At 51.1% G+C, this 20,654-nt stretch carries 26 protein-coding genes; 2 read left to right on the plus strand and 24 right to left on the minus strand.

All coding sequences use genetic code 11. The features are described 5' to 3' along the window. Positions 1-14: 14 nt before the first annotated feature. Genes traG through traQ form a run of 6 tightly spaced genes read right to left on the minus strand, consistent with a single transcriptional unit; the run spans position 15 to position 5,672 of the window. Positions 15-2,858, minus strand: coding sequence for a conjugal transfer mating-pair stabilization protein TraG (gene traG, locus QUE74_RS27885; protein ID WP_001006995.1), 2,844 nt, complete (start codon positions 2,856-2,858; stop codon positions 15-17). Continuing rightward, complete coding sequence (traH, locus tag QUE74_RS27890; protein WP_001137366.1) at positions 2,855-4,228, minus strand: conjugal transfer pilus assembly protein TraH; 1,374 nt, start codon at positions 4,226-4,228, stop codon at positions 2,855-2,857. The genes traG and traH overlap by 4 nt, the downstream gene beginning before the upstream one ends. Beyond that, a complete protein-coding gene (gene trbF, locus QUE74_RS27895; RefSeq protein ID WP_000138366.1) occupies positions 4,215-4,607 on the minus strand; it encodes an F-type conjugal transfer protein TrbF in 393 nt (130 codons plus the stop codon). Before trbF ends, traH begins: the two co-directional genes overlap by 14 nt. Continuing rightward, positions 4,561-4,875 carry a P-type conjugative transfer protein TrbJ gene (gene trbJ / locus QUE74_RS27900; RefSeq protein ID WP_001244895.1) on the minus strand — a complete coding sequence of 105 codons (315 nt, stop codon included), beginning with the start codon at positions 4,873-4,875 and terminating at the stop codon, positions 4,561-4,563. Before trbJ ends, trbF begins: the two co-directional genes overlap by 47 nt. Further along, positions 4,865-5,401 carry a type-F conjugative transfer system pilin assembly thiol-disulfide isomerase TrbB gene (trbB, locus tag QUE74_RS27905; RefSeq protein WP_000059854.1) on the minus strand — a complete coding sequence of 179 codons (537 nt, stop codon included), beginning with the start codon at positions 5,399-5,401 and terminating at the stop codon, positions 4,865-4,867. The genes trbJ and trbB overlap by 11 nt, the downstream gene beginning before the upstream one ends. After that, on the minus strand, positions 5,388-5,672 hold the full coding sequence (gene traQ, locus QUE74_RS27910) for a type-F conjugative transfer system pilin chaperone TraQ (protein ID WP_000624195.1): 285 nt from the start codon (positions 5,670-5,672) through the stop codon (positions 5,388-5,390). The genes trbB and traQ overlap by 14 nt, the downstream gene beginning before the upstream one ends. Positions 5,673-5,752: 80 nt before the next feature. On the opposite strand from traQ, the gene QUE74_RS27915 reads away from it, so the two are divergent. Continuing rightward, a complete protein-coding gene (locus QUE74_RS27915; protein ID WP_000415768.1) occupies positions 5,753-6,088 on the plus strand; it encodes a hypothetical protein in 336 nt (111 codons plus the stop codon). Here QUE74_RS27915 and trbA read toward each other — a convergent pair. From trbA to traN, 4 genes are read right to left on the minus strand one after another with little or no spacing between them, the layout of a single operon-like run. Beyond that, entirely contained in the window at positions 6,069-6,374 is a 306-nt protein-coding gene (gene trbA, locus QUE74_RS27920; RefSeq protein ID WP_236922840.1) for a conjugal transfer protein TrbA, read from the minus strand. The two genes, QUE74_RS27915 and trbA, sit on opposite strands and share 20 nt — an antisense overlap. A gap of 44 nt (positions 6,375-6,418) precedes the next feature. After that, complete coding sequence (traF, locus tag QUE74_RS27925) at positions 6,419-7,162, minus strand: type-F conjugative transfer system pilin assembly protein TraF (protein WP_001030399.1); 744 nt, start codon at positions 7,160-7,162, stop codon at positions 6,419-6,421. Then, the gene (locus QUE74_RS27930; RefSeq protein ID WP_000864356.1) at positions 7,155-7,412 is read right to left on the minus strand and encodes a conjugal transfer protein TrbE; all 258 of its coding nucleotides are present in this window, start codon (positions 7,410-7,412) and stop codon (positions 7,155-7,157) included. The genes traF and QUE74_RS27930 overlap by 8 nt, the downstream gene beginning before the upstream one ends. A 13-nt stretch (positions 7,413-7,425) precedes the next feature. Beyond that, a complete protein-coding gene (gene traN / locus QUE74_RS27935; protein WP_000662057.1) occupies positions 7,426-9,330 on the minus strand; it encodes a type-F conjugative transfer system mating-pair stabilization protein TraN in 1,905 nt (634 codons plus the stop codon). Between the two features lie 27 nt (positions 9,331-9,357). On the opposite strand from traN, the gene QUE74_RS27940 reads away from it, so the two are divergent. Next, the gene (locus QUE74_RS27940) at positions 9,358-9,576 is read left to right on the plus strand and encodes a hypothetical protein (RefSeq protein ID WP_001364024.1); all 219 of its coding nucleotides are present in this window, start codon (positions 9,358-9,360) and stop codon (positions 9,574-9,576) included. Here the strand turns inward: QUE74_RS27940 and QUE74_RS27945 are convergent. From QUE74_RS27945 to traE, 14 genes are all read right to left on the minus strand, one after another. Continuing rightward, positions 9,565-9,945, minus strand: coding sequence for a hypothetical protein (locus QUE74_RS27945; RefSeq protein WP_000009645.1), 381 nt, complete (start codon positions 9,943-9,945; stop codon positions 9,565-9,567). The two genes, QUE74_RS27940 and QUE74_RS27945, sit on opposite strands and share 12 nt — an antisense overlap. After that, a complete protein-coding gene (trbC, locus tag QUE74_RS27950; protein WP_000087541.1) occupies positions 9,942-10,580 on the minus strand; it encodes a type-F conjugative transfer system pilin assembly protein TrbC in 639 nt (212 codons plus the stop codon). Before trbC ends, QUE74_RS27945 begins: the two co-directional genes overlap by 4 nt. A gap of 249 nt (positions 10,581-10,829) precedes the next feature. Continuing rightward, the gene (locus QUE74_RS29715) at positions 10,830-11,126 is read right to left on the minus strand and encodes a hypothetical protein (protein WP_001364039.1); all 297 of its coding nucleotides are present in this window, start codon (positions 11,124-11,126) and stop codon (positions 10,830-10,832) included. 275 nt (positions 11,127-11,401) lie between these two features. After that, complete coding sequence (traU, locus tag QUE74_RS27960; protein WP_001355328.1) at positions 11,402-12,394, minus strand: conjugal transfer pilus assembly protein TraU; 993 nt, start codon at positions 12,392-12,394, stop codon at positions 11,402-11,404. Next, on the minus strand, positions 12,391-13,023 hold the full coding sequence (gene traW, locus QUE74_RS27965; protein ID WP_000650119.1) for a type-F conjugative transfer system protein TraW: 633 nt from the start codon (positions 13,021-13,023) through the stop codon (positions 12,391-12,393). The genes traU and traW overlap by 4 nt, the downstream gene beginning before the upstream one ends. Further along, entirely contained in the window at positions 13,020-13,406 is a 387-nt protein-coding gene (gene trbI, locus QUE74_RS27970) for a type-F conjugative transfer system protein TrbI (RefSeq protein ID WP_000214089.1), read from the minus strand. Before trbI ends, traW begins: the two co-directional genes overlap by 4 nt. Then, positions 13,403-16,030, minus strand: coding sequence for a type IV secretion system protein TraC (gene traC, locus QUE74_RS27975; protein ID WP_001064271.1), 2,628 nt, complete (start codon positions 16,028-16,030; stop codon positions 13,403-13,405). Before traC ends, trbI begins: the two co-directional genes overlap by 4 nt. 159 nt (positions 16,031-16,189) lie before the next feature. Beyond that, positions 16,190-16,411, minus strand: a complete 222-nt coding sequence (gene traR, locus QUE74_RS27980) for a conjugal transfer protein TraR (RefSeq protein ID WP_001278688.1) — start codon at positions 16,409-16,411, stop codon at positions 16,190-16,192. A gap of 134 nt (positions 16,412-16,545) precedes the next feature. After that, positions 16,546-17,061, minus strand: a complete 516-nt coding sequence (gene traV, locus QUE74_RS27985) for a type IV conjugative transfer system lipoprotein TraV (protein ID WP_000802746.1) — start codon at positions 17,059-17,061, stop codon at positions 16,546-16,548. After that, positions 17,058-17,378, minus strand: coding sequence for a conjugal transfer protein TrbD (locus QUE74_RS27990; protein WP_001057269.1), 321 nt, complete (start codon positions 17,376-17,378; stop codon positions 17,058-17,060). Before QUE74_RS27990 ends, traV begins: the two co-directional genes overlap by 4 nt. Then, positions 17,365-17,952 (minus strand): conjugal transfer pilus-stabilizing protein TraP, encoded by a 588-nt coding sequence (gene traP, locus QUE74_RS27995; protein ID WP_000002892.1) that lies wholly within the window; start codon positions 17,950-17,952, stop codon positions 17,365-17,367. The genes QUE74_RS27990 and traP overlap by 14 nt, the downstream gene beginning before the upstream one ends. Beyond that, the gene (traB, locus tag QUE74_RS28000; RefSeq protein WP_000146619.1) at positions 17,942-19,372 is read right to left on the minus strand and encodes an F-type conjugal transfer pilus assembly protein TraB; all 1,431 of its coding nucleotides are present in this window, start codon (positions 19,370-19,372) and stop codon (positions 17,942-17,944) included. Before traB ends, traP begins: the two co-directional genes overlap by 11 nt. Continuing rightward, positions 19,372-20,100 carry a type-F conjugative transfer system secretin TraK gene (traK, locus tag QUE74_RS28005; protein WP_001355329.1) on the minus strand — a complete coding sequence of 243 codons (729 nt, stop codon included), beginning with the start codon at positions 20,098-20,100 and terminating at the stop codon, positions 19,372-19,374. The genes traB and traK overlap by 1 nt, the downstream gene beginning before the upstream one ends. Further along, entirely contained in the window at positions 20,087-20,653 is a 567-nt protein-coding gene (traE, locus tag QUE74_RS28010; RefSeq protein ID WP_000399757.1) for a type IV conjugative transfer system protein TraE, read from the minus strand. Before traE ends, traK begins: the two co-directional genes overlap by 14 nt. Position 20,654: the final 1 nt, after the last annotated feature.

A 20,654-nucleotide genomic window follows, 5' to 3' on the forward strand; every position in this document is an offset into this window, starting at 1 on the left:
TCCCAAACCCAGCATTATTGCTTATACTTATCCTGATACTCTTTTGCCCTGTTCATAAGATCCTGTGGGCTGTCAGCACCGGGTATTCCTTCCTGAGCTGATTTTTCTTCATTATATTTATCATTCTGAGATAATGCCTCTGTTTTATGGTGATTTTGCAGTTCAGAATACTGTCCTATTACAATACTTTCCTCGCCGCGGATGCTGTTCTGAGTATCTCCGATATTGCCTCGATATTCTGTGACCATATTATCAACCTGCTGCTTCACATCGTTACGGATATTACTGTCCTGCGTTCTTTGCTCAATAATACCCAGATGCCCCTGATGGTCTGCAATAATATCCTGGCTGCCACCGCCCGAAGGTACGCTCTCCATTCCTTTACCGATATCGCCACGGGATTCACGCCAGGCGCTATCAACACCAGGCTGCACCTGTTCCTGAACAAAAGACCAGGCCATTGCCCGACGACGTTCTGCAATCTCCGGTGAACTGGTGTTTGTCAGAATAGCTTCTGCATCCTGCGGCGCATGTTTCATCACATACTGTGCAAACTGTTGCGACAGGTCTTCACTCATCTGTCCGCTCATACTTTCAGTACGGGAGGCCATTTCCGCATATTCATGGCTGCGGGTCATATTCGTCGTGTACTGGTCGTAACTCTGTTTCGCTGAGTTCAGGGCTGCTGACAACTGATCCACGCGGGAATCGGCATTATTGTCAGTATGGCTGCCGGATTCACTGACCTTGCGATTAATAAAGTAGTCGCTTGCTTCTTTAAAGTCTTGTGTAGCTCTGGCATCAATATCATGACGGGCATCATGGCTGGCCCGTGAACCACTGCTGGCCTGATGCGCATCCTCATCATTCCAGTCAATACTTGTCCTACCACCACCTCTGACACCTGCGCCACCACCAACACCAAGAATTTTAGGTTTAACCCCCCATTCAGCATGAGCATCACCATACATCCCCGCAGAACCTCTCGTACTTCTGGATGCCAGTTCTCTTGTCGCCTGCTCATTACTGATATTATGCGCCTTCGCATAGCTTTCCACCGCACTGCGCATACGGCTGGCCATCATGGAGTCCTGCGCGCTCATCGTGCTGTCAGCGCCACTGGTGACTGAATCACTGCTTCCCCGGTTAGAGCCAAACTGGCTGAGTGTGTTCCAGGCACTGCCAATACTGCTGCTGAAACCATGCAGGGCACTTTCCGCCTTATTCATCGACTCCCGGGCCATTTCCTGTTGCGCTGCTGCAATCTGACGCGTTGCATTAATACCAACCGGCAAACGGGACATTGCCCCACTGGCGTCCATCACCATACTGCCGTCACGGGTCTGCGTGGCGGTTGCACCACTGCCAGTCTGGTGCATCATCTGACCAAATGACGTGGTACTGTTGGTGCTCCAGCTGAAGCCGTTCACGTTCTCCGTCTGCATGTTGCCGTAGGAGTAATTACCGTCAACCACACTGCCTGCCGCACTGGCGGTTGGCGTGATGGAAGAAGACGCAAAGTGGCTGTATACGCTGGAAAATCCGGCACCAAGGCCTCGTACCATCATCCATGACAGAGGGGGGATCATCGCTGAGAGATAACCTGCGGTTGATGCCAGGTCGGAGTATTTCAGCTGTATCTGAGAGACTTCCGACAACACCACCGGGGCACCGTTCTGCTTCGCATAGAATGTCATGGCACTGTTCAGAATGGCGTACAGCAGAGGCCAGGTCTGCAGCCACATAAGGGCAAACACATAACCCTTCAGCACCGGCAGTGTCATTTTGTTAAATGCAGCAGCCAGTACCAGAAGCGGGAAAATACCAATGGTTATTCCGGTCAGAATGGTCTGGACCATCGGCAGGTTTCGCATTATCACATGCCCGACAGAGACGTGCGCCAGTCGCTGTTTCTCCATTGATGAGGTGGTGGCCAGACTCACCAGGCTGGCCGTATCACCGTTACGGGCCGCATTACTGGTGATACCCTCTTTCAGTGCATTTATTGTCACATTCTTACGCATAATCTGGCTGGCCGACTGGCTGGCACCGTAGAAATAGCTGTAACTGTCACTGAGCAGTTCCCTGAATAACAGGTCAGGGTCCGGTCTGCCGCCAAATAACTGCTGCACATAATAATGCCAGGTCTTGCCTCCGGTATTCGTATCAAAATTCAGCTTATCCTTCAGTCCGACGGATGCGTCCTTACAGGACACAAACGGCTCTGAGCTGTGCAGAAAACTGTAATTATTATTCGGCACCTGACGTAAAGGGCTGGGCTGAGAAAAGATTATGGTATACGGGTCAGAGGAGGCCATCAGGTCTTCCAGCGTGTATTTGTGGTTCAGGTAAATATCACCCAGCACGCAGTTCTGGACGTAGTCCTGAAACAGACTGATGATTTCCGGATTCCGGGAGAGAAAATCGGTGCTTTTCACTATCAGATTCGCCCCGAACAGCATCCCTGTCTTGCTGTAGGTGGCGCTGTCCGGCTGAGCGAAAACCATCTCATAGCCGGCCACCATTGCATGCCCGATACGGGTTGTCAGCGATAATGGCATCGCCAGCCCGACCGGTACATTGTCCACACGATGAACCTGAACCAGGTCACTGTTATCAATAATCTGCACCGATGTGCGGACATTAATCAGCAGACTGATAAGCACAAACACGGCAACCCATCCCAGCAAATCCATCACGTTATGTCGCTGTACCCACATAAACGCCACAGCAACAACAGACAGGGTGAGCGCAATTTTTTCGATGGAATCCCACGTCCGGGTACTAATAAAGGCAGCGATGGCATTCAGGTTGTTCCGTAACCATTCCCCACCGGCGATGACATAGACCTCGTTCACTGTACGCCTCCCCCGAAGTGATAATTATTCTGGTAACGGCTGAGCATACGGGCAGACAACTGCTGACGCATGTAGCTCATCTGACGGTCAACGACCAGCAATGCATCCTGCTGGACCTGCACCTGGCTCTGGAAAATGGCAATCTGTTGCTGCGCCTGATTAAGGTTATCGAGCACACTGTCCAGGACCGCCTGCGGGTAGTTCCCGGTGGAAATCATCGCCCGGGCCTGCTGAAGCAGTTCCTGAATGTACTGGAGCATGATGTCGTAACCGATATAGTCCGTCAGCTGGTAGAGCACACTGTTGGATACGCCCAGCATCAGTGGGTCAACCAGATATCTGAAAACAGGAATGGTGGTGCTCTGAATGAAGTTTTTTTCGTTCTCAGCCAGCGGAGAATCACTGAGCGCCTTGTTCTGAATACTGGTGAGCAGTTTTGCTATCTGTGACTTGAGCGCCCTGTCCTTACTGATGGTCACATTCGCATCGGCCACCACGTTGAGGCACTTATCCGAATCATTGCAGTGATAAATTTTCGCGGTGCCCCCTTCCATAATCGCCCGGACAATATCGCGGTCAGTGGTTCGTGCAGGAAGAGGGGTAATCTCACTGTCTTCACCAAAAATCAGCGTACCGGTGAGCGTCATAATGAACTCTTTCAGCTCCTTGTTACCATCAAGCATCCTGTTTTTGGACAGAGAATCCCAGATGATATTGATGTTTTTCAGTACCCGCTCCTTGTCCTTATCGCTGGCCTTGTCACGAACCGCTGAGGACTGCCCTCCGACAGTGCACCCCTGACGGGAAGCGGCCCAGTCAGCAAAGATATTGCTTTCACTGCCAATGTCCTGGCAGACTTTCCGCTGAGATTCCTGCGTCTGAGGGAACAGGCCACCCACAAGCCCCTGGGCCACCTGACAGCTACTGAGGTTCATACTGTTAATGTCATTCGCCATCTTCTGCAGGAAATCTTTCGCGGTTTTGATTTCGGGCACCGTTGTCTGCAGGGCAAGGTCAAAAAAGTAACCCATCGCGTTACTCATAATCTGCTTAACAAAACGCTGCAGCTGCTCACCATTAATAAAACTGAATGAGCCGAGATAAGCATCGATGCCGCCACACCCTGCATTGATATCCGGCAGTGTCATGGAGATAAGCTGGATATTTCTGACCTGATTACGGGCATACAGAGAACCGCCATAGGCATACCCGGCAGCCTGCCCCTGCCAGACTCCGGCCTGGGTGGTATTGGTGGCAAATCCCAGCTTATTAAAGAACTGATTCATGTCGCTGTTCACATCCGCTGACGCTGCGGGTGTGACCGTCAGTAAAACGGCACAAAGAACCAGAAGAGGTTTAATGCGAGGCATCGTGATTACCCTCCCTGAAACTGTTCTCCCGGCGCATACGACGTTTCAGCAGGAATATCATGATATTCCCGAATATTAATTCATACATTGTGGACAGAAAATATGTAACAAGAAACCCTGCTGCAAGCGCATATAACGTATACGGAATTGCATACATCAGAATGTTCCACATATAAATCAAATTATTTAATTCCGGCTCTGTTTTCCACGAATCAATACCGGCGCTGAAAATAGCATGCATACCGTGCCATAAAAGCAATCCGGCAACAAAGAAAACCACAAAAAGCCAGAAGTGTTTTATGGAGTTATCACAACTGCGCTCGATATCCCGTTTAATTTTTCTGATTTTGAATTCCTGATTCTTTTTGTTTTCTGTCATCATAAGTTTCCTCTGATATTTCTGATGATTCATTCAGACCGGTCATGCGGCTGTAATATATTTCAGACACCGAAATCCATCCCACAATTGCCCCCACAAAAAACACAACAGAAACAGAAAAGGTAAGACACAGCGAAACGACAATTTCTGCAGGGCTGGAGGGATAAAAAAGCCCCTGACGGATAAAGGGGATATTCAGGCTGACGATGATTCCGGTCGCGATGCCGGATATTCCGGCAATGAGTAACACCACCTGCTTATTTCGCACCTTTTTTTCCTCCGTACATCTGCAGAACGGTATCCATCCGCGCCATAAAACCGGCAGCATCCGATGCGCCCTGTAAAAGCGGCAGCGCTTCAAGCGTATTGACGTTAACCAGGAAGGTGGTCGGTGTGGCCACAGGGATATTCGGGAAGAATGTTTTCAGCACATCCGGTGGTGCAGGTAACGCCTGCGGGAAGGCCGTATCACCCTGACCATCCAGGGTATAGGGAAATACGGAAAATCCGTACTGCAGCGCCAGCTGTTTCAGTACCGGGTCAAACTGGTGACAGTACGGACATCGCCCCTGCATGAACAGCACCACTTTCCAGTCAGCAAGATTGACCTGAGTTCCGTTGCTGAGGCGGAACCAGCGGGGAGCCGACTTTTCTGTCCTGGCTGACGTGTCTGCTGCAGGCTGTGCGGCCATACCCTGCGGATTCCAGAGTCGCTCAATCTCATTCCGGATGGAGGCCTGCACGGCAGCGGCGCTCAGTAACAGGGTGAACACCAGTGATTTAGTGAGAGACATGTCTGCTCTCCTTCTCTGCAGCAAGAATGGCGGCCTGACGGGCTTCCAGAGCTTCCCTTTCCTCCCGACTGACGCGGGCTATCCATGTATCCAGTATCTGGTATGCGCCAAACATTACGAGAATGGCCGCAATCAGCTCTGCCAGAAAGAAAGCCATCCAGGGCTTTCTGTAGACCAGACGGGCAACAATATGAAACCAGAGCCCCAGGGAGAACACCCATACACCGGTAATATCCAGCCGGGGTAAAGAGAATCTGTATTTACTTATCATTTGAATATCCTGTTGTGGTTTACATGAATTTATTCACGCATATAATCTTCATATTTTTGTGAAATTAATCAGAACCTTACATGGAAAAGTCATCTTTCAAAGAAAAACTGGAAATAGTGAGAAACATCATAAGAGAGTCATTGTCAGGTAATACGGCTTTTGCTTTGCTGGTGTATTTATTATTGCATTCCCTGCCCATTAAAACCTTCGCTGATTTATTTATGACAGTTCTGTTATTTATAGCAATTATCGTTGTTGTGATATGGATATTTTTAATCACCTACGTTTATTTCTGTGAGTTATTCAGAAGTCACTGGATAGCAGTCTGGTTTATCCTCTGGTCTGTGGTAATCAACCTCACTATTGGATTTGGCATTTATGACAAATTAGCACCAGTCATTTCACTAATGAAATAATAAAAAACCACATCACTCCAGACCATATGGCTGACAACATAATACAAACAAACATCCTTCTGAAACTGTCAAACTTCGTGATAACCGGCATGGTACTGACTGCCATTGAAACAACCGGTACGGCACACTGATTCATAACCGCACCACAAAGAAACAAGAAATTATCTGGCAGCACACATACACTTATGACATTTACTACAAAGAAGACAAACGAGCTCAGCAGATAAACTCCTTTATTATTTGGTCCTGTAAAGAAATAACCCCCCCACGATAAACAGGCTGGCACCTGTAAAAAAACACAAATCCCCTGTATGCATATATATCCTTTGGTTAAAAATTCGGTTTAAAGTCTTCAGAAACGTTCAGGAACTGTTTTGCCAGGTCGTCCTGCGAAATAAAGCCGTATGATAACGGGCGAACACTGCCCTGTTTCGGGTCTACCAGCATCATGGCCGGGAAATATTTCACGCCGAGGCGCTGCGCCTGCCCCTGGTCAGTCCGGGAATCCGGCAACAGCGGATTAATCACGCCATCCACGGAAACGGGAATAACACTCAGACCATACGTATCCCGGAAGCCATTAATGACCTGCGCCAGTTGCCCGTCGATGGGGTCCTGCCCACGGTAAAAAAACATGATGCCGTAATGCTCTGCCAGTCTGGCAATGGCCTGTCGCTGCTGCGCCTGGTCTGCCGCCAGCTGGTTCCGTACCGTACCGTTGTAATGGCTGTACTGCAGGTTATAGTCCAGTTCGGGATGTGCCAGCATGGCCTTTCTGGCACTCATGGTGAAAAGCCCGGCCTGCTGAGTCCAGTAATTCTGCAGCCGGAAATATTTCACAAAATTATCCACGCCGGGATACAGAATGGCTTCGTACAGCGCCCGCTTTGTTGCCGTCTGCAGCGCAGTCAGTTTCTGCATAATATCCGGCTCCTGACGGGGAGCCGCAGGGACTGGTTTATTTTCTTTTTTCTTCGGATTTATTTTCTCGTTATACCACTGCCAGCCTGCATCTTTTCCTGACGCCGGAAAAATAAAGCAGCAGAGTAACAGTGGCAGTAATGCTTTATTCATCTTCATTCCTTTCATCACTTTTTCTTTCATCAGGTTTCTGCAGGTCAGCCAGTGCAGAAAAACAAAAATACAGAATAAACAGGAGCTCACCGGAGTAAAGAATAACGAAAGCAGCAGCAAGTATCCCGCCCACCGTGGTTTCTTTTACCGTATTCCATGACCAGATAATTACCGGGGAAATGACAATTGCTGTAATAACAAGCCGGATAAGAAAATCAACAAGACGATTCGACGTGAATATGACTTTCATTATTTTCCCGACCTTACTGCCCCACCTGTTTCAGCTGACCGGCAATCTGCTCTTTCACTTTTTCGGTCAGCGCACCATTATCCGGGATTTTCTGGTTATTCATCAGGTCTTCGTAGAAGTTAGTGAAGTCCAGCTGGTCGAACTTAATACGCTGCAGTTCATCCACGGTGATCCCCCGGCAGTCAGGACTTTTTGCGCTGCCAAAACCAATACGCAACTGTCCGTTGCGCCCCTGCTGCTGGACTATCTGCGCCAGCTTCGAATCAAACTGGCAGTAACTGCGCTTTTTCTGCAGACAGACACCCAGCACTTTCCGGGAGCAGAACTCACCCACACTCACCGTCAGTTTGTTGTCCTTCGCCTTTCCCAGCGCCTTTTCTTCACTGTTACATTCAGCCAGCCCCACATCCTGCCCCCAGCCGCCATCCTTACAGCAGTTACTGAAGCCGGCTGCAGCCTTACGGCAGAATTTCGCCTCACCGGTAAAAGCCCGGACATCCACACCATTCAGGGCGGCAACATCCTTACCTGCGGCGGCAAGCGCAGCCAGTTGTGAGACGGCTTCACCAAAATCACTGCTTTTTCCGCTCTGCGCCTTATCACATTCACCATCGAGACAGAAGACATCACCACCACAAACCATCACTTTCCCGGATGTTCTGGACTCGCAGGAGTACGTGGCATACTCATGCAGACAGGCTCCCTCATCGGAATAAAACGCGCACTGACGTGAGGCCAGCGTACAGGCCGGATTATCAACATATTTCTGACAGGTGCCGTTATCTGCCGACTGCGTGACATATTTATCCCGGTATGCCCAGCACGCCTGTGTGATGCTCCAGGGTTTACCTTCCATCACACCTGTTTTCGTACCACCCGGCTCTGAACACTCAGTGCCTTTCAGCACGCCATCCGCTTTATTAAACGGACAACTCTCCACCCACTCCACTCGTGGAACCCATTCTTTATCACGGACCTTCATCCTGAGTTTCAGCGTAAAGGTGGAGGCGCCGCTGGCCAGTTTCTCATAAACCTGTTGGTCACCGTTCCCGCCAGAAAGGCAGTTACCGTTAGCAGTACAGCCACTGCCGGTCAGTACCTGCCCCTGTGTCACCTGCAAACCTGTTGCCCCGGACAGAGGGAAAGTCCCCGACTGCCCGTTTGCCAGGCCAACATTGAACGTTGAATTCATGAAGGTATAACGAGAGTTCAGGAAGAAAAAAGCGGCGTATACAGACAATGATGCACTTTCCACTGTACCGGTTACCGGAGCCGTGACACTGAACGCCAGTTTCAGCCCGTTCATACTGAACCGGAACTGTGAGTGCGGTATCGTCACCTCACGATATTCATCCGTGTATTTCCAGTCCCCTGTGATACTGGCGGTTCTGGAACAATATTCCTCAACCATCGTATCCCGCTCACAGGTATAGTTGGTGAATTCACTGCGGTTTATCTGTTGCGCACTGCACTGCTGTCCGGTGTTTCCCACGATGCTGTCAGCCCGGTTCACCACATCCCTGCCGGTCTGAATAAACGGCGCATCCGGTGACAGAATGTCTTTCGGCTTGTTCATGAAGGATTCTGTGATGGTTTTGCCGGTTTCACTGGTTGCCCATTGTGTGGTGCCGTTATTTTTCAGACCGCCATCCCCGTCGGCAGTCACCCCACCGTAATACTGCGTCTCATCCGGGTTCGCGTTATACCCCGGGATACTCTCCTGCGGATTAAAATTCTGAATACTGCCAATACCCTGCCCCTGGATCTGACGGGCAAAATCGGAACCTGCCCGGTAATCACTGTTGCTGTCTGCAAACACAGAAAAGCTCAGAAAAAAAACAATTGCACAAATATTGCACGGTTTTCCGGAGTCATTAAAATTCAGAGACCTGAAAAAGGTATTTATATTTTCTTTCATAATCTGAACCAAATGGAGAATGAAGTGATGTCATCTCAACTTCAGAACTGTGTTGATTGTGGTAAAGCATTAAGTCGAACAGCCACAACATGCGGGAATTGCAGCTCAACGGACCCTTTTGGAAAAAAACGCCGCAACGATCGCTTGCATCAATGGTTTGCCGGGCTGTTTATTACGGCTACTATTATTGCTGGCGGGCTATGGTACATGGGAATTCTTGATGTTCCGGGATTATTACTCAGATAACGATTTCAGTAACGATATCAGTGTCCTGAAATCAGCACATAACGAGTGACGACAGTACCGGTTATACCAGTAATAAGGGGCTTCGGGCTGAAGCCTGAAACAGAGCTGAAACTCGCTGTTAAAAGCCCCCTTCACCGACCATCCCCATGCCAGACGTGGTATTGCTGATTCAGCATCCTGCCGCAGTCGCCGTTCAAGAAGGGCAGCCATTTTTACCGGACAGACAAAGGCAATATAAGGCGGCAGCTTTGTAACAGGAAAACCATGCCCCTGACAGGACGCATATGTACGGAATCCGTGAACGTTCATCGCGGCCACAAGTGCACGGATGTCCGGGTCAATCCGGTAATAGCCTGCTGGAAAACTCATTGCGACTTATCCCCGGTGCCGTCCAGCAGTCCCTGAGCCACCTGCCGGCAGTCTCCCGTGGCGGCCACTTTTTCCAGCGCCTGCCTGACGCGCAGATTTCCCCGGATGATGTCGTGCCCCTGGCTGCAGAACACCACCAGGGCCGGCACGCTGCGGATGCCGTACTGTGAAAACAACGTCGGGTCGATCTGAACACCATCGGTCGCGCCATCTTTTACCAGAGACAACACGGCTTCAGCGGTAGTCTTCAGGTCATTGTTCACCATGCCCCGCAGTGTGGCCGGAATACCGTAGTGCCCGGTTTCGCTCAGCATCTGTTTCAGCCCCTCTTCGGGTATGGAAAACGATACAAAATACACGGCCCCCTGTTGTGGTTTGTCTTTCTGAGCAGCCTGCTGCTTACGGACCAGTTCATCGAGAAACTGGTTATCGGAATGCTGAAGGGGATTCGCCCTGACCTGCTGTTCTGCCCATGCCTGCAGTTGTGTGTCCGGCTTTTCACGTAACTGCTGACTCAGTGTTTCCTGCTGCTTCAGGAACCGGCGGTTTTCTGGCGTATTCACGTTTTCCGAAGCGTGGGCAGAAATAAACAGTCCTGCTGTCAGGGAAAAAAGTACAAATATTTTACGGCTCATATCATCTCCCGGCATAGTGATATAATTTAATTACCGGCGCACTTTTCTTTCAATCTTTCAGACAGAGCATATAACTCATCCATTTCTTCCTGAGTAATGCATTTTCTGCTGACAGTAATCTACACCGTAGCCACGGCGGTATCTCTGTTCAGAATAATATCATCACCGTAATTTTTTAATGACAGATGGTCTCCCTCTCTCCGGGCCTGGTATATTTTTTTCCGGTGGATACTCAGACAATTCGTTCTCCTACCTGTCTTTAGATTTATCATTACAATTATATTCAGACATAGTGCTGATGAATTCCCGAAATCTTCTGTCAATAAACTCCAGTCGATTCAGTATATCCTCTGATTTCCTGACATCTTCAATATCTGTAAGCCGACGGCACTCCAGCAGAGGATAATATGCCCCACCATTTTCAGTCCATTGTCTGACCACATCAAAAGCACTCACCTTTTCCAGCAGGGAGAAAAATCGCTCCTCACTGATAAAAATTTCTTTTTCTTTATTACTTATCTTTCGTAAAAATGATAAAAAACTCATAACACACCTTGATTTATATTGTACACATGCACACACGGTTATATTTATGAGAACCGCCAGACTCATTTCCTGCGCTTAACAGACATAAACTTATCTGACGAAAGATACGAGAAAACAACGCAGATTGTTGATTAGCTTCTTTCTCTGTTTATCTTTTTTCTGAGTCTGGCGGCAATTAATTGCCAGTCTTCTCTTTCACTCCGGCTTACAGCACTTTCTCTTGCGTAAACATGCATAGTGATTTTATTTTTCACTTTCATCCTTCACCTCTTTATTTACAGGAACACACAGTTACGTTTACGCCACATCAGGTAGCCGAAATTTTTCTTTGTGTTGGGCGGATTTTTTCCCGTCTCCCAGCGCATCACACTGCGCCCGAACGGATGGCACTGCCCGCTGTCCGGGTACATGTTCACCATCTGGTAACGCCAGCGTTCTTTGGGAAGTATGGGAGACGGATATTCGTTACAGACGGCACTGTCCTTACCGATGGTTTCCATAATCATGCCCTGGCGGTGGAGCTTAAATGCCATCCGCTCACTGACCAGCAGGGAGGACTGCAGCGGGCTGGATTCATTGCTCACCCAGCCATTAAACGGATACATACTGCCCTGCGAACCGGCACACCAGAACAGAATATCCAGAGGTTTATTAAAGGCGCTGGCAATCGCATCAGCTGCACAGGCACCCTGCGCTATCGGGTTGGCAAAAATAACCGCTTCCGGATTGAGAATGGTGGTCAGACTGCTGTCCGTCCATGTGGGATCGATTTCGGAAAGATACGCGATATCCAGGTCACCACCTTCCAGACAGCCCAGCGATGTGATGATATTCAGCCAGTACGTCAGCGGGTATTTGTACCAGTGCACGTGATAGAACGCCCCGTTCACCTGTTTATCTTCTTTTCTTGCCGTCCCCTGTGCCGTTTTCCCGAATTCCGGCAGACTGAACCCCAGATTAACCATGCATCCCGGTGAGCGGGTGACATCCGTCAGGGCCATCGGCTCCCAGTAACCAATAGCCAGCCCGATACGTTTAAAAACAGGGGGAGGCGCCGGGCAGAACTGGATCGGCATTGACGGGTTTGCGGTATCCGGCACCTTCCCCTGGCTCACTTTTGTGCTGCCCAACGAGAGAGGGAAAATGCAGCTCCAGCAAATATCCGTGATCGGGTTAACAAACCGCCCCTCACAGGCAGCGTCCGCTGACGCTACGGGAACATGGCCAGTCAGCAGCAAAACCACACACAACCACATACACCGTTTCATTTCCCTCCCTCCCCGACCGGAATAAATTCCACCTTCAGGAAGCGATCGCCGGGGACCGCGCTCACCCGTGCCGGAACCTGATCGATGCCGAGGCGCTGACAAATCACACCGTTCTGGTCAAAGTAAACACGACTGTCCAGAGCTTTCTGCATCTCCGGGATACTGCCCTGCACCAGGATAATTTTGCTTTCCAGCGTGGGAGGCGTCTGGCGGTTCATCCATTCAATCTGCTCAGGATCATCACCGTTGATGAAATACAGCGTCTGGTTGAAAGGCACATACTGCAGCGGGTTCATCACCTCCCCCTGGCGGGCAAAGATACGACCTTCGTTATCCCGGATATCCGCAGCCAGTCTGACCGACGGGTCAAACAGCCGGCTGCTGTATTTCTCCGTCCTACCGATACCGGGCACGGCAGGGGGCCGCAGGCTGTTGCGGATAACCCGCGCCTTAAAGGCATCCATTTTCCGGCCCATCTCACCGGACTGCTCCAGAGCTGTCAGGCGCTGCATGATCACCGTCAGCATGTCCGGCTCCTTTACCGGCCACAAATCCCCCCAGGTGCCAAGATCGGCTGCAGCCACACTCTGCCCCCATATCAGCAGGGCAATCAGCCCCCGGCATTTCATGGTTCTGCCCTCATTCGCCGGGCAATATCCTGCTGGATTTCACGGGTGATATCCGGTACCCCCTGTACCACGGCAGGCGACACCAGAATGACAGCGTGGTGCTTCTGCTGCCACGTCTGCAGACTGGCCTCCAGTGCCGCGTTAAAACGGTCAGCCAGCGCCTTCGACTGCGCTTCTGACAGTTTTTTCTGGCTGGCGCTGTCAAAAAACGCATCCACAGTCTGTTTCATGTTGAAGGCGACGGTTACCGGCGTGTTCAGTCTGACAATGGCGTAACTGACGGCTGCGTTCAGTAACACCATTGCCAGGCATCCCGGCACCATCCACCACCAGTGGCAGCGTTGACGGGCTGTAACATCAGTCGTTTTTTGCGTTGTGGTCATGCAACACTCCTGTATTTCTCATGTTCTTCCAGCCAGGCCTCCAGCGAAGCCATCTCCGGCCCTGACTTCTTCCACGCCAGCTGCCACACCGCCTCATGAATACTCAGGCCCTCCTGACGCTTCTGCTGCACAAACTCAAAATCCGGGCCGTCAGAGCTGTACATGGCACGGCTTAACGGATCCACAAACAGACGGTGCCAGGAGGAATGGTTTTCCACCTGCAGCAGGAAGGAACTGAACCACTGGTCTTTGGCCGCACCAAACTTGCCAATCATGTCACGCTGCAGTGGCAGGAACTGGTCCGGATACAGCTGGTTGTATTTCGCGAACTCCTTCGCACTCTGTTTGAGGATAATTTTGTAGGAGGAGTTACCCCATGCCGCACGGGCAGCACTGGACGCCTTGTCAGAGTCAAAGTCGACGATGTTCTGTGTGATGGTGATATAGGCACCGGTATGACGACGGGCGGTACGGTAACCTTTCTCAATAAACTCACCGACCTTGTGATTTTTGAAGTCCAGCAGACGCCAGCCTTCATCAATAACGTTCAGTTTCTTGAGGTTACGCGGCGTGCGGTACATCCGGTTCTCGATGTAAATAATAAGGCTGAACATCACCGCAACCAGCAGGGACGGACGGTCTTCCAGTCCGCCCAGCTCCAGCACCACCATTCTGGCATCATCCCGCAGGGACGGCTCATCGGAGTTAAAATACCGGCCGTAAGTGCCGTTGGCAGTGTACTGGTCAAGCAGCACAATCATTTCGTCCAGACGGCTGCGGATGGTCGGTGACTCAGCATACTGCTCGCTGTCACTGGCGTTTTTCAGGAAATCCACCACGTCATCAATTCGTGCCCTGTTCTCTTTGACCAGCCATGATGCCCTGACTGCCTGCAGCAGCAGACCTTCATGCACTTCATCCAGGTTACCGTTGGGGCTGGCCATCACCGACAGCTGGTCACGGACACGCTCCGCTGACTGGTCAATATCGGTGATATTCGCAAACGGGTTAAAGCGCAGGGTTTCACCATCCAGATATACGCCCCCCATGTTCTCACACAGGGACTTGTAGCCATCCCCCATGTCGAACACCACGGCAAAGCCCCCGGAGTCCAGCACGCTGCGGATAAGTGGCTGTATCAGCCCCGTCTTACCGGCCCCGGATGTTCCACAGACCGCCATGTTGTAGTTGGTGTTATTCATCCCCCGGAAGAAAATATCGATAAACGCCAGCTGGTTACGGTAGGTGGGGGCCAGCAGACCTGCCGGTGTCAGGGGGTTATCCGCCACTAACGGCATCAGGTTGGCCACATTAAAGCTCTCTGCGCGCTGAACCACACCGGCCTCTTTCAGCTGTTTAAACAGCCCTTTCCCGGCCATAAAGGGCAGGCAGGTCAGGAAATTGCGCATGTGGTTAAAGCGTGGTGAAATCAGCTCAAAACCGTTTTTACGGAAACTGTTCAGGATGTCCTGCTCCACTTCCAGCGCCGTTTCATTATTGTCCTTGCAGAATGCGGTGATGTTGAGGAAGTAGGACACGACAGAAGACTGACCGGAGCCCAGACGCTGACGCAGTTCCCCCCACTCCTTCGCCTCTTTCTCCACGGACGGAAACCATTTGGCATAGGAGGTCTTCGACTTTTTCTCCAGGTCCATGTACTTCAGGTTGGCTTCGCTGTGGGTTTTCACCTGGTCTTCCACCACCAGAGTCAGCGTCAGGATGAACGGGCAGGAGATGGACAGTTCCGGGTTCAGCAGGTTGCTGTAGTTGTCGGCCATGTTCCACAGGAAGGCGATTTCCGGGTTACGGGCCAGATGGAAATTCAGGATGCGGGCGGTGCTGTTCCTGCCGTTCTCACGCAGGCCCAGCGTCAGGTAATCAGCCCGGACTTTCAGATCAAAACTGTCCTCCACACACTGATAATTCAGATCAGAATACGGGTCCAGCTGACGTCTTTTCGGGTACAGGGAGTCCGGGTTATGGTTAATCATCTCCCCGACAATATCGATGAAAGCCTGCGCATCCACCGTCTGCGTGGTGATATATGCTCCCTGCAGAGACGCCCGGATGATTTTCACCAGGTTTTCCATTTCCAGAATGTCGGCCCGGCTTTTTTTCTTCGAGGGAGAACAGTACGAGATAAACACCCGGTAATGGCGCAGGGTCAGAGGCAGGTTCAACCCTTCCGGCAGCGGAAACAGTGTTTCTGCGGCTTTCATGTAATAGGCCCGGGTAATGGCGTTAAACCGTTCTGCCTGTTCACCTGACCAGGAGAACTCACGCAGCCCGTACTTAATCCGCTCGCCAACCAGCTGGCTGGACATCAGATGGATACACAGCGGAATACCGCGCGGCAGTTTGGTGCGCAGCATGTGATCGAGAGCCTCCACAATGGTCTCATTCGCCCCATTGATGGGAATGGCTTCCAGCATAAAGCCCATCGTGGTGTCATTCATGAACAGACCGGACTCCTGGTTGTAATCACGGTACGGCAGCAGACGGCTGAACTGTGGGAAGCTCATTTCGCCCAGAATTTCATTGGCCTTTGAGGATTCGTCAGGCAGTTTCAGTGCTGTGACGAGGGAGTTAACCGCCTGAGTGACGGCCTCAAGTGGGTTATTCACATGAATTCCTTAGTTGAAAAATAAAACGAGAAATGCGGAAAGCATGAAGGGAACATCTGTAATTAACGCGCTATTTCCCGACGCATATACAAATATTTCTGTTTTCTGAATATCCGCGCATTCTCATCCGGAATTAAATCAATATTTCCTGCGACTGACTTATGCATAATGTTTTCTCTGCTTTTCCTGATACGCCTGACATTCAACGCACAACGTCACACCGGGAAATATTTTCCTCCGGGCTTCAGGAATAGGATTTCCGCATGCTTCACAGAGATAAACAGGAATACCATGAGCATTTATTTTCTGGCGTATCCGGTTTATTCCTGTCATGGTCAGTTGTTCTGTCACTGAATATGCTTCATCGGCTTCATCACTCACGGAATATTCCTCCCGACATGTTCTGGCACGCTACCGCCCATCCCTTTTCACGCACAGGGCACTCGTTTTACAGGCAGATTTTAAATACAGAAATCCCGCCGGCATTGTCGGCTGATATACAACTTCAGGGCCAGTTAATTAATACGTGGTTTTCCCCACGCAGACGGTTTAATAACAAAAAACACACTGGATGGCTGATGATAAACATCCTGATTATCAATATAAGGCGCTATCCATAATGCTGCCGTCTGCTCACCCGTTCTTAGCGGACGGGGAGGTGTTACCGGCGTAACTGAACTGACCGGAACAACCGTTTTCACTTCCCGGGCAGCGGTAAACAGCGGGCGTGGTGCCAGCAGTTTCTGCTCCGGAAGTGCTGTCACAGCAGGCCTGCTGTGGGACGGCGTTGTCGTCGCAACGGCCTGCACCGACGTGGTCCGGAAGTCCCCGTCAGCCAGGCTCGGCAGTGATGCCGCAACCGGCTTTGCTTCTGAGGACTGCTCCAGTTTTTTGGCCTTCTCATTGGCCTGCTCCATCGTCATACAGGTATCGGATGTGGTGGCATCACACTCAAAATCGGAGTTCGTTCCGGCACAGCCAGAAAGTAATAACGTCCCCAGCAGCGGAATAAATAAAGAAATCGGCTTCATTGTCCTTCTCCTTTTTTATTACTCCCCACAACAGAAGAAATGAATTCAGCCATCAGATTTGATTTCCCTGCACAGGGTTGTCCGAAAATTACTGTATATCCAGGAGAAGAAAACAAACTCATCGACATCCCCTTCTTCATCACACCGACAGCAGCCATATTAAAATTGTGCGGCAATAATTCAGGACTGAATTTCTCCTGTGCAGGAAGTACGATTCTTGTGGTGCAGTTACTGAGAACAGCATGCATAAAATCATCTGATATGCGTTTATCCGGCACAGAGCGGGCAGTAATAACATGAATATTACGCATGTTCATTTTTATCTCCGTTGTTTCTGTTTGTTCTGTTATCAGGGAAATAAGCATGGCATTTCCTGATTTTTCCCGGCAGGGAAGCGTCTTCAGCAAGTACTTCCCTCAGTCGTTCATCTGCGGTTCCCACCCGGACACATTTCATTTTTCCGGGCCACATCGGATATTTCCCGGTGCCTGCTGCAAACGACATAAACATCAGTGCCAGTGTTGCCCATAATGCGGTGACCAGTTGCATCAGTGACCGGTCAGTCTCCCTGGCATACTCTGTGGCTCCAGCATTGCGGTAATGGCAGATTTCTTTTTCTTCTGCTCCGGGAAGGTCTGAGGAAGAAAACCGGCATTCACTGACCGGAAACTGCCCGGCAGTGGCTGTCTGTCTTACAAAGTTAATCTCCTGAACCAGTAATTTCCCCGGCGTGGTGTTGTCCTTCCATAAAACAAATAACGCCATCAGGGCCATTGTTGCCAGTGGCAGAATGACGGTGTATTTCAGACACCAGAACAGTCCTCGCAGAACCCGGGCGACAACATACCTGGCGGCATGGCACGCCTGACAGGACGACGTATTATTTGCCATCGTTGCCCCCTTCCTGACCACCGGCCATAAACTGCTGCGGATTCAGGTCGCCCAGCTGTTTCAGCATCTGGTCGGTATTCAGACCATTCAGGTGACTCTCTGCGGATGGCGGGTTCGGCACGGGACTTCCCGGGTTACTCTCTTCCGCCTGCCCCTGTGCCTGCTCCAGCGCCATCTCTTCCACGGTTTTCAGCTGGAAACCGTCCTGGAACACCACGGTCACTTCATTACCCGCCCCGATGGGTATCACCGGGTGATACTGCTCAGCGCGTTTGATGTAGTAGTCACTGAGGGTCTGTGCCGCTTTCGATGCACCGCCACCGATACCCATTTTCAGCACATCACCGGCCGCGTAAGCGGCAGTGGCTCCCAGCCCGACAGCAGGCTGTGAAGCACGTTCCATTCCCTGGCCGATACCATCAACAAATCCAGCCCCCCATGCCCAGCCGAGGATTTTGCCGTTACGCATCACCACTTCACCCTTGATACCGTTTTTACCCCGGAAGCTGACATGCCCTTTAACCGGCATATCGATGGTTTTACCCTCCTTCAGGCAACTGATATTGCGGGTACGCACGATGGCACGCTCACTGGAAACATCCCCCCAGGCTTCCAGCCCAACAAAGCATCCCGTTGCGTCATAGGTTTTGCTGTTCGGCATTTCCACCAGACCGGTGATACGCAGCTGCATCGGCACCGTGGATTCATTACCGGTGACAGAGGCATTGGCATCCGCCCCTTCAATCAGAATGGCTTTCGCAAAACTGCCTGACGGAATGTACGGCAGGGACGGAGTTTGCTTTGTGCCGGCATCATAGCTGAACGTTTTACGCTGTATCCGGTTCGGCACCGGCACAGACTGGTACGTCACCTGTGGCGGCGGCGTGGCTCCGTTGCCCGGATAGAACGCGGTGGGCGGTGGCACAGCACCTGCCCCCTGCGGCGGAAAAGCAACGGGCGCATTACCGGGCTGAGGCTCCCCCTCCGGACCGGGAGGGGATGCCGGCATCTGTGGCACAGGCTCTCCGGTCACTGTCACGGGATTCGCGCCCAGGGCTTTCACCTGCTCTGCCAGCGCAGCATTCTCCTGCCCCAGCTTTTCAATGCGACGCTGGTCATCACCACGCTGTTTGTTCAGAACATCCATCTCACGACGGATTTCCTCATACTGCTTCTGCATCTGTGCCGCCGTCACCTGCATCTCTGTGGTGGCATGCTGACGCACCTTGTCATCAAAGGTGGTATCCACAACACCGGTCATATCCGGTACAGGTTCCTGCTCTGCAACGGCATCAGTGTTCCCGGACATATCCATATCAGACAGATAAAGCGCACCACCAATTGCTGATACCGATCCGACAATCACAATCCCCAGCCACAGGAACTGCTTGCGTTTCACAATGGTATTGATACTGGCCATCAGTTGCCCTCCCCGTCACGAATGACGTACACATCCATACGGGCAGCGGCCAGTAACTGGCTGACAGGCTGGCTGAACATCACCGCCCGGGTTCCCGGCTGCCAGAAATCACTTTCCCGGATATTCAGCGCAGACAGCGTTTTATTTTCCACGGTAAAGCGCACCATCTTCAGGTGATTCCCCGTCCATACGGCTTCAGCTTTTGCGGACATTCCGGCAGGGGCCTGCAGGGTTTCCTGTGTCACGGGGATCTGATACCAGCCTTCTGGCAGTTTTCCGGCACGGACCGCCTGACTGATGGAAACCAGCAGGGATTCGTAAGGCGTGGATGTTTCCCATGCACCGGCAGTTTCTCCTGTTCCGCGCAAATCGCTGACCAGCTGAATGGTACGCCCGGCTCCTTCACGGGGAACGGCCTGAATGGAAAGGTTAAGACCACGTTCTGTTTCCAGAATGAACGTAAAAGGCTTTTTGTTGACGGTGGCCACCACCACACCACCGGACGCAGTCTGCTCATTATTGGTCAGCGCACCATCCAGACTGTTCACGGCGATAATCCGGTCACCGGGGACAGTAAACAGATTCGGGCTGGTATTACTGATGGCAATACTTGCCTGACCGCCATTGACCATCGGAACCACTGTAGGTGCCAGTGTGCCGTTTCCTGCCAGCACGCTGCCGGAAAAAAGCAGGCAGGCGGATATTATTAGTGTCTTATTTTTTCTCATCGTCTGTTTCCCCGAAATTATCCAGCCAGGTCACCCCGTTTTCCCGTTTCAGAATAAGAATGTAATGTTTGATATCAGTGAAAGGTTCGGAGTTACCAATCCATGTTTTCCGAATCCCTCGGATTTCCACACGACCATATTGTGGCCAGACACGAACACTGGTCTGGAAAAAAGCAGAATTCACGTTATCTTTTTTGATGAGCTTTGCTTCTTCGGCCAGAATCACTTTCATCTGGTTCTGTGCGCCCGGACGGATATACTGCAGAAGTGCCTGGTGAGAAGCATCGACAATTTCCGGTGAGACATTCAGGCGCAGGGCAATAAACGCCAGTGCCATCTGCTGCAAAAAAGAGGCATCAGCACTGTTCTGTGATACCGCAAAGGGCATATTAAACCCCATCGGTGTCACGGCAGTACGCTGTTCATTCTGAAGGCGGTAATTATTCACCCCCTGAATCACGTTAACAGCCAGACTGAGAACAATGAGCAGGGACATAAATATAAAAGCAATGGCCAGTACACGACTGGTACTTAAGCGGGCACCGTGTTCCATA

The organism is Escherichia sp. 10290, assembly GCF_030295155.1.
Taxonomy (GTDB): domain Bacteria; phylum Pseudomonadota; class Gammaproteobacteria; order Enterobacterales; family Enterobacteriaceae; genus Escherichia; species Escherichia coli_F.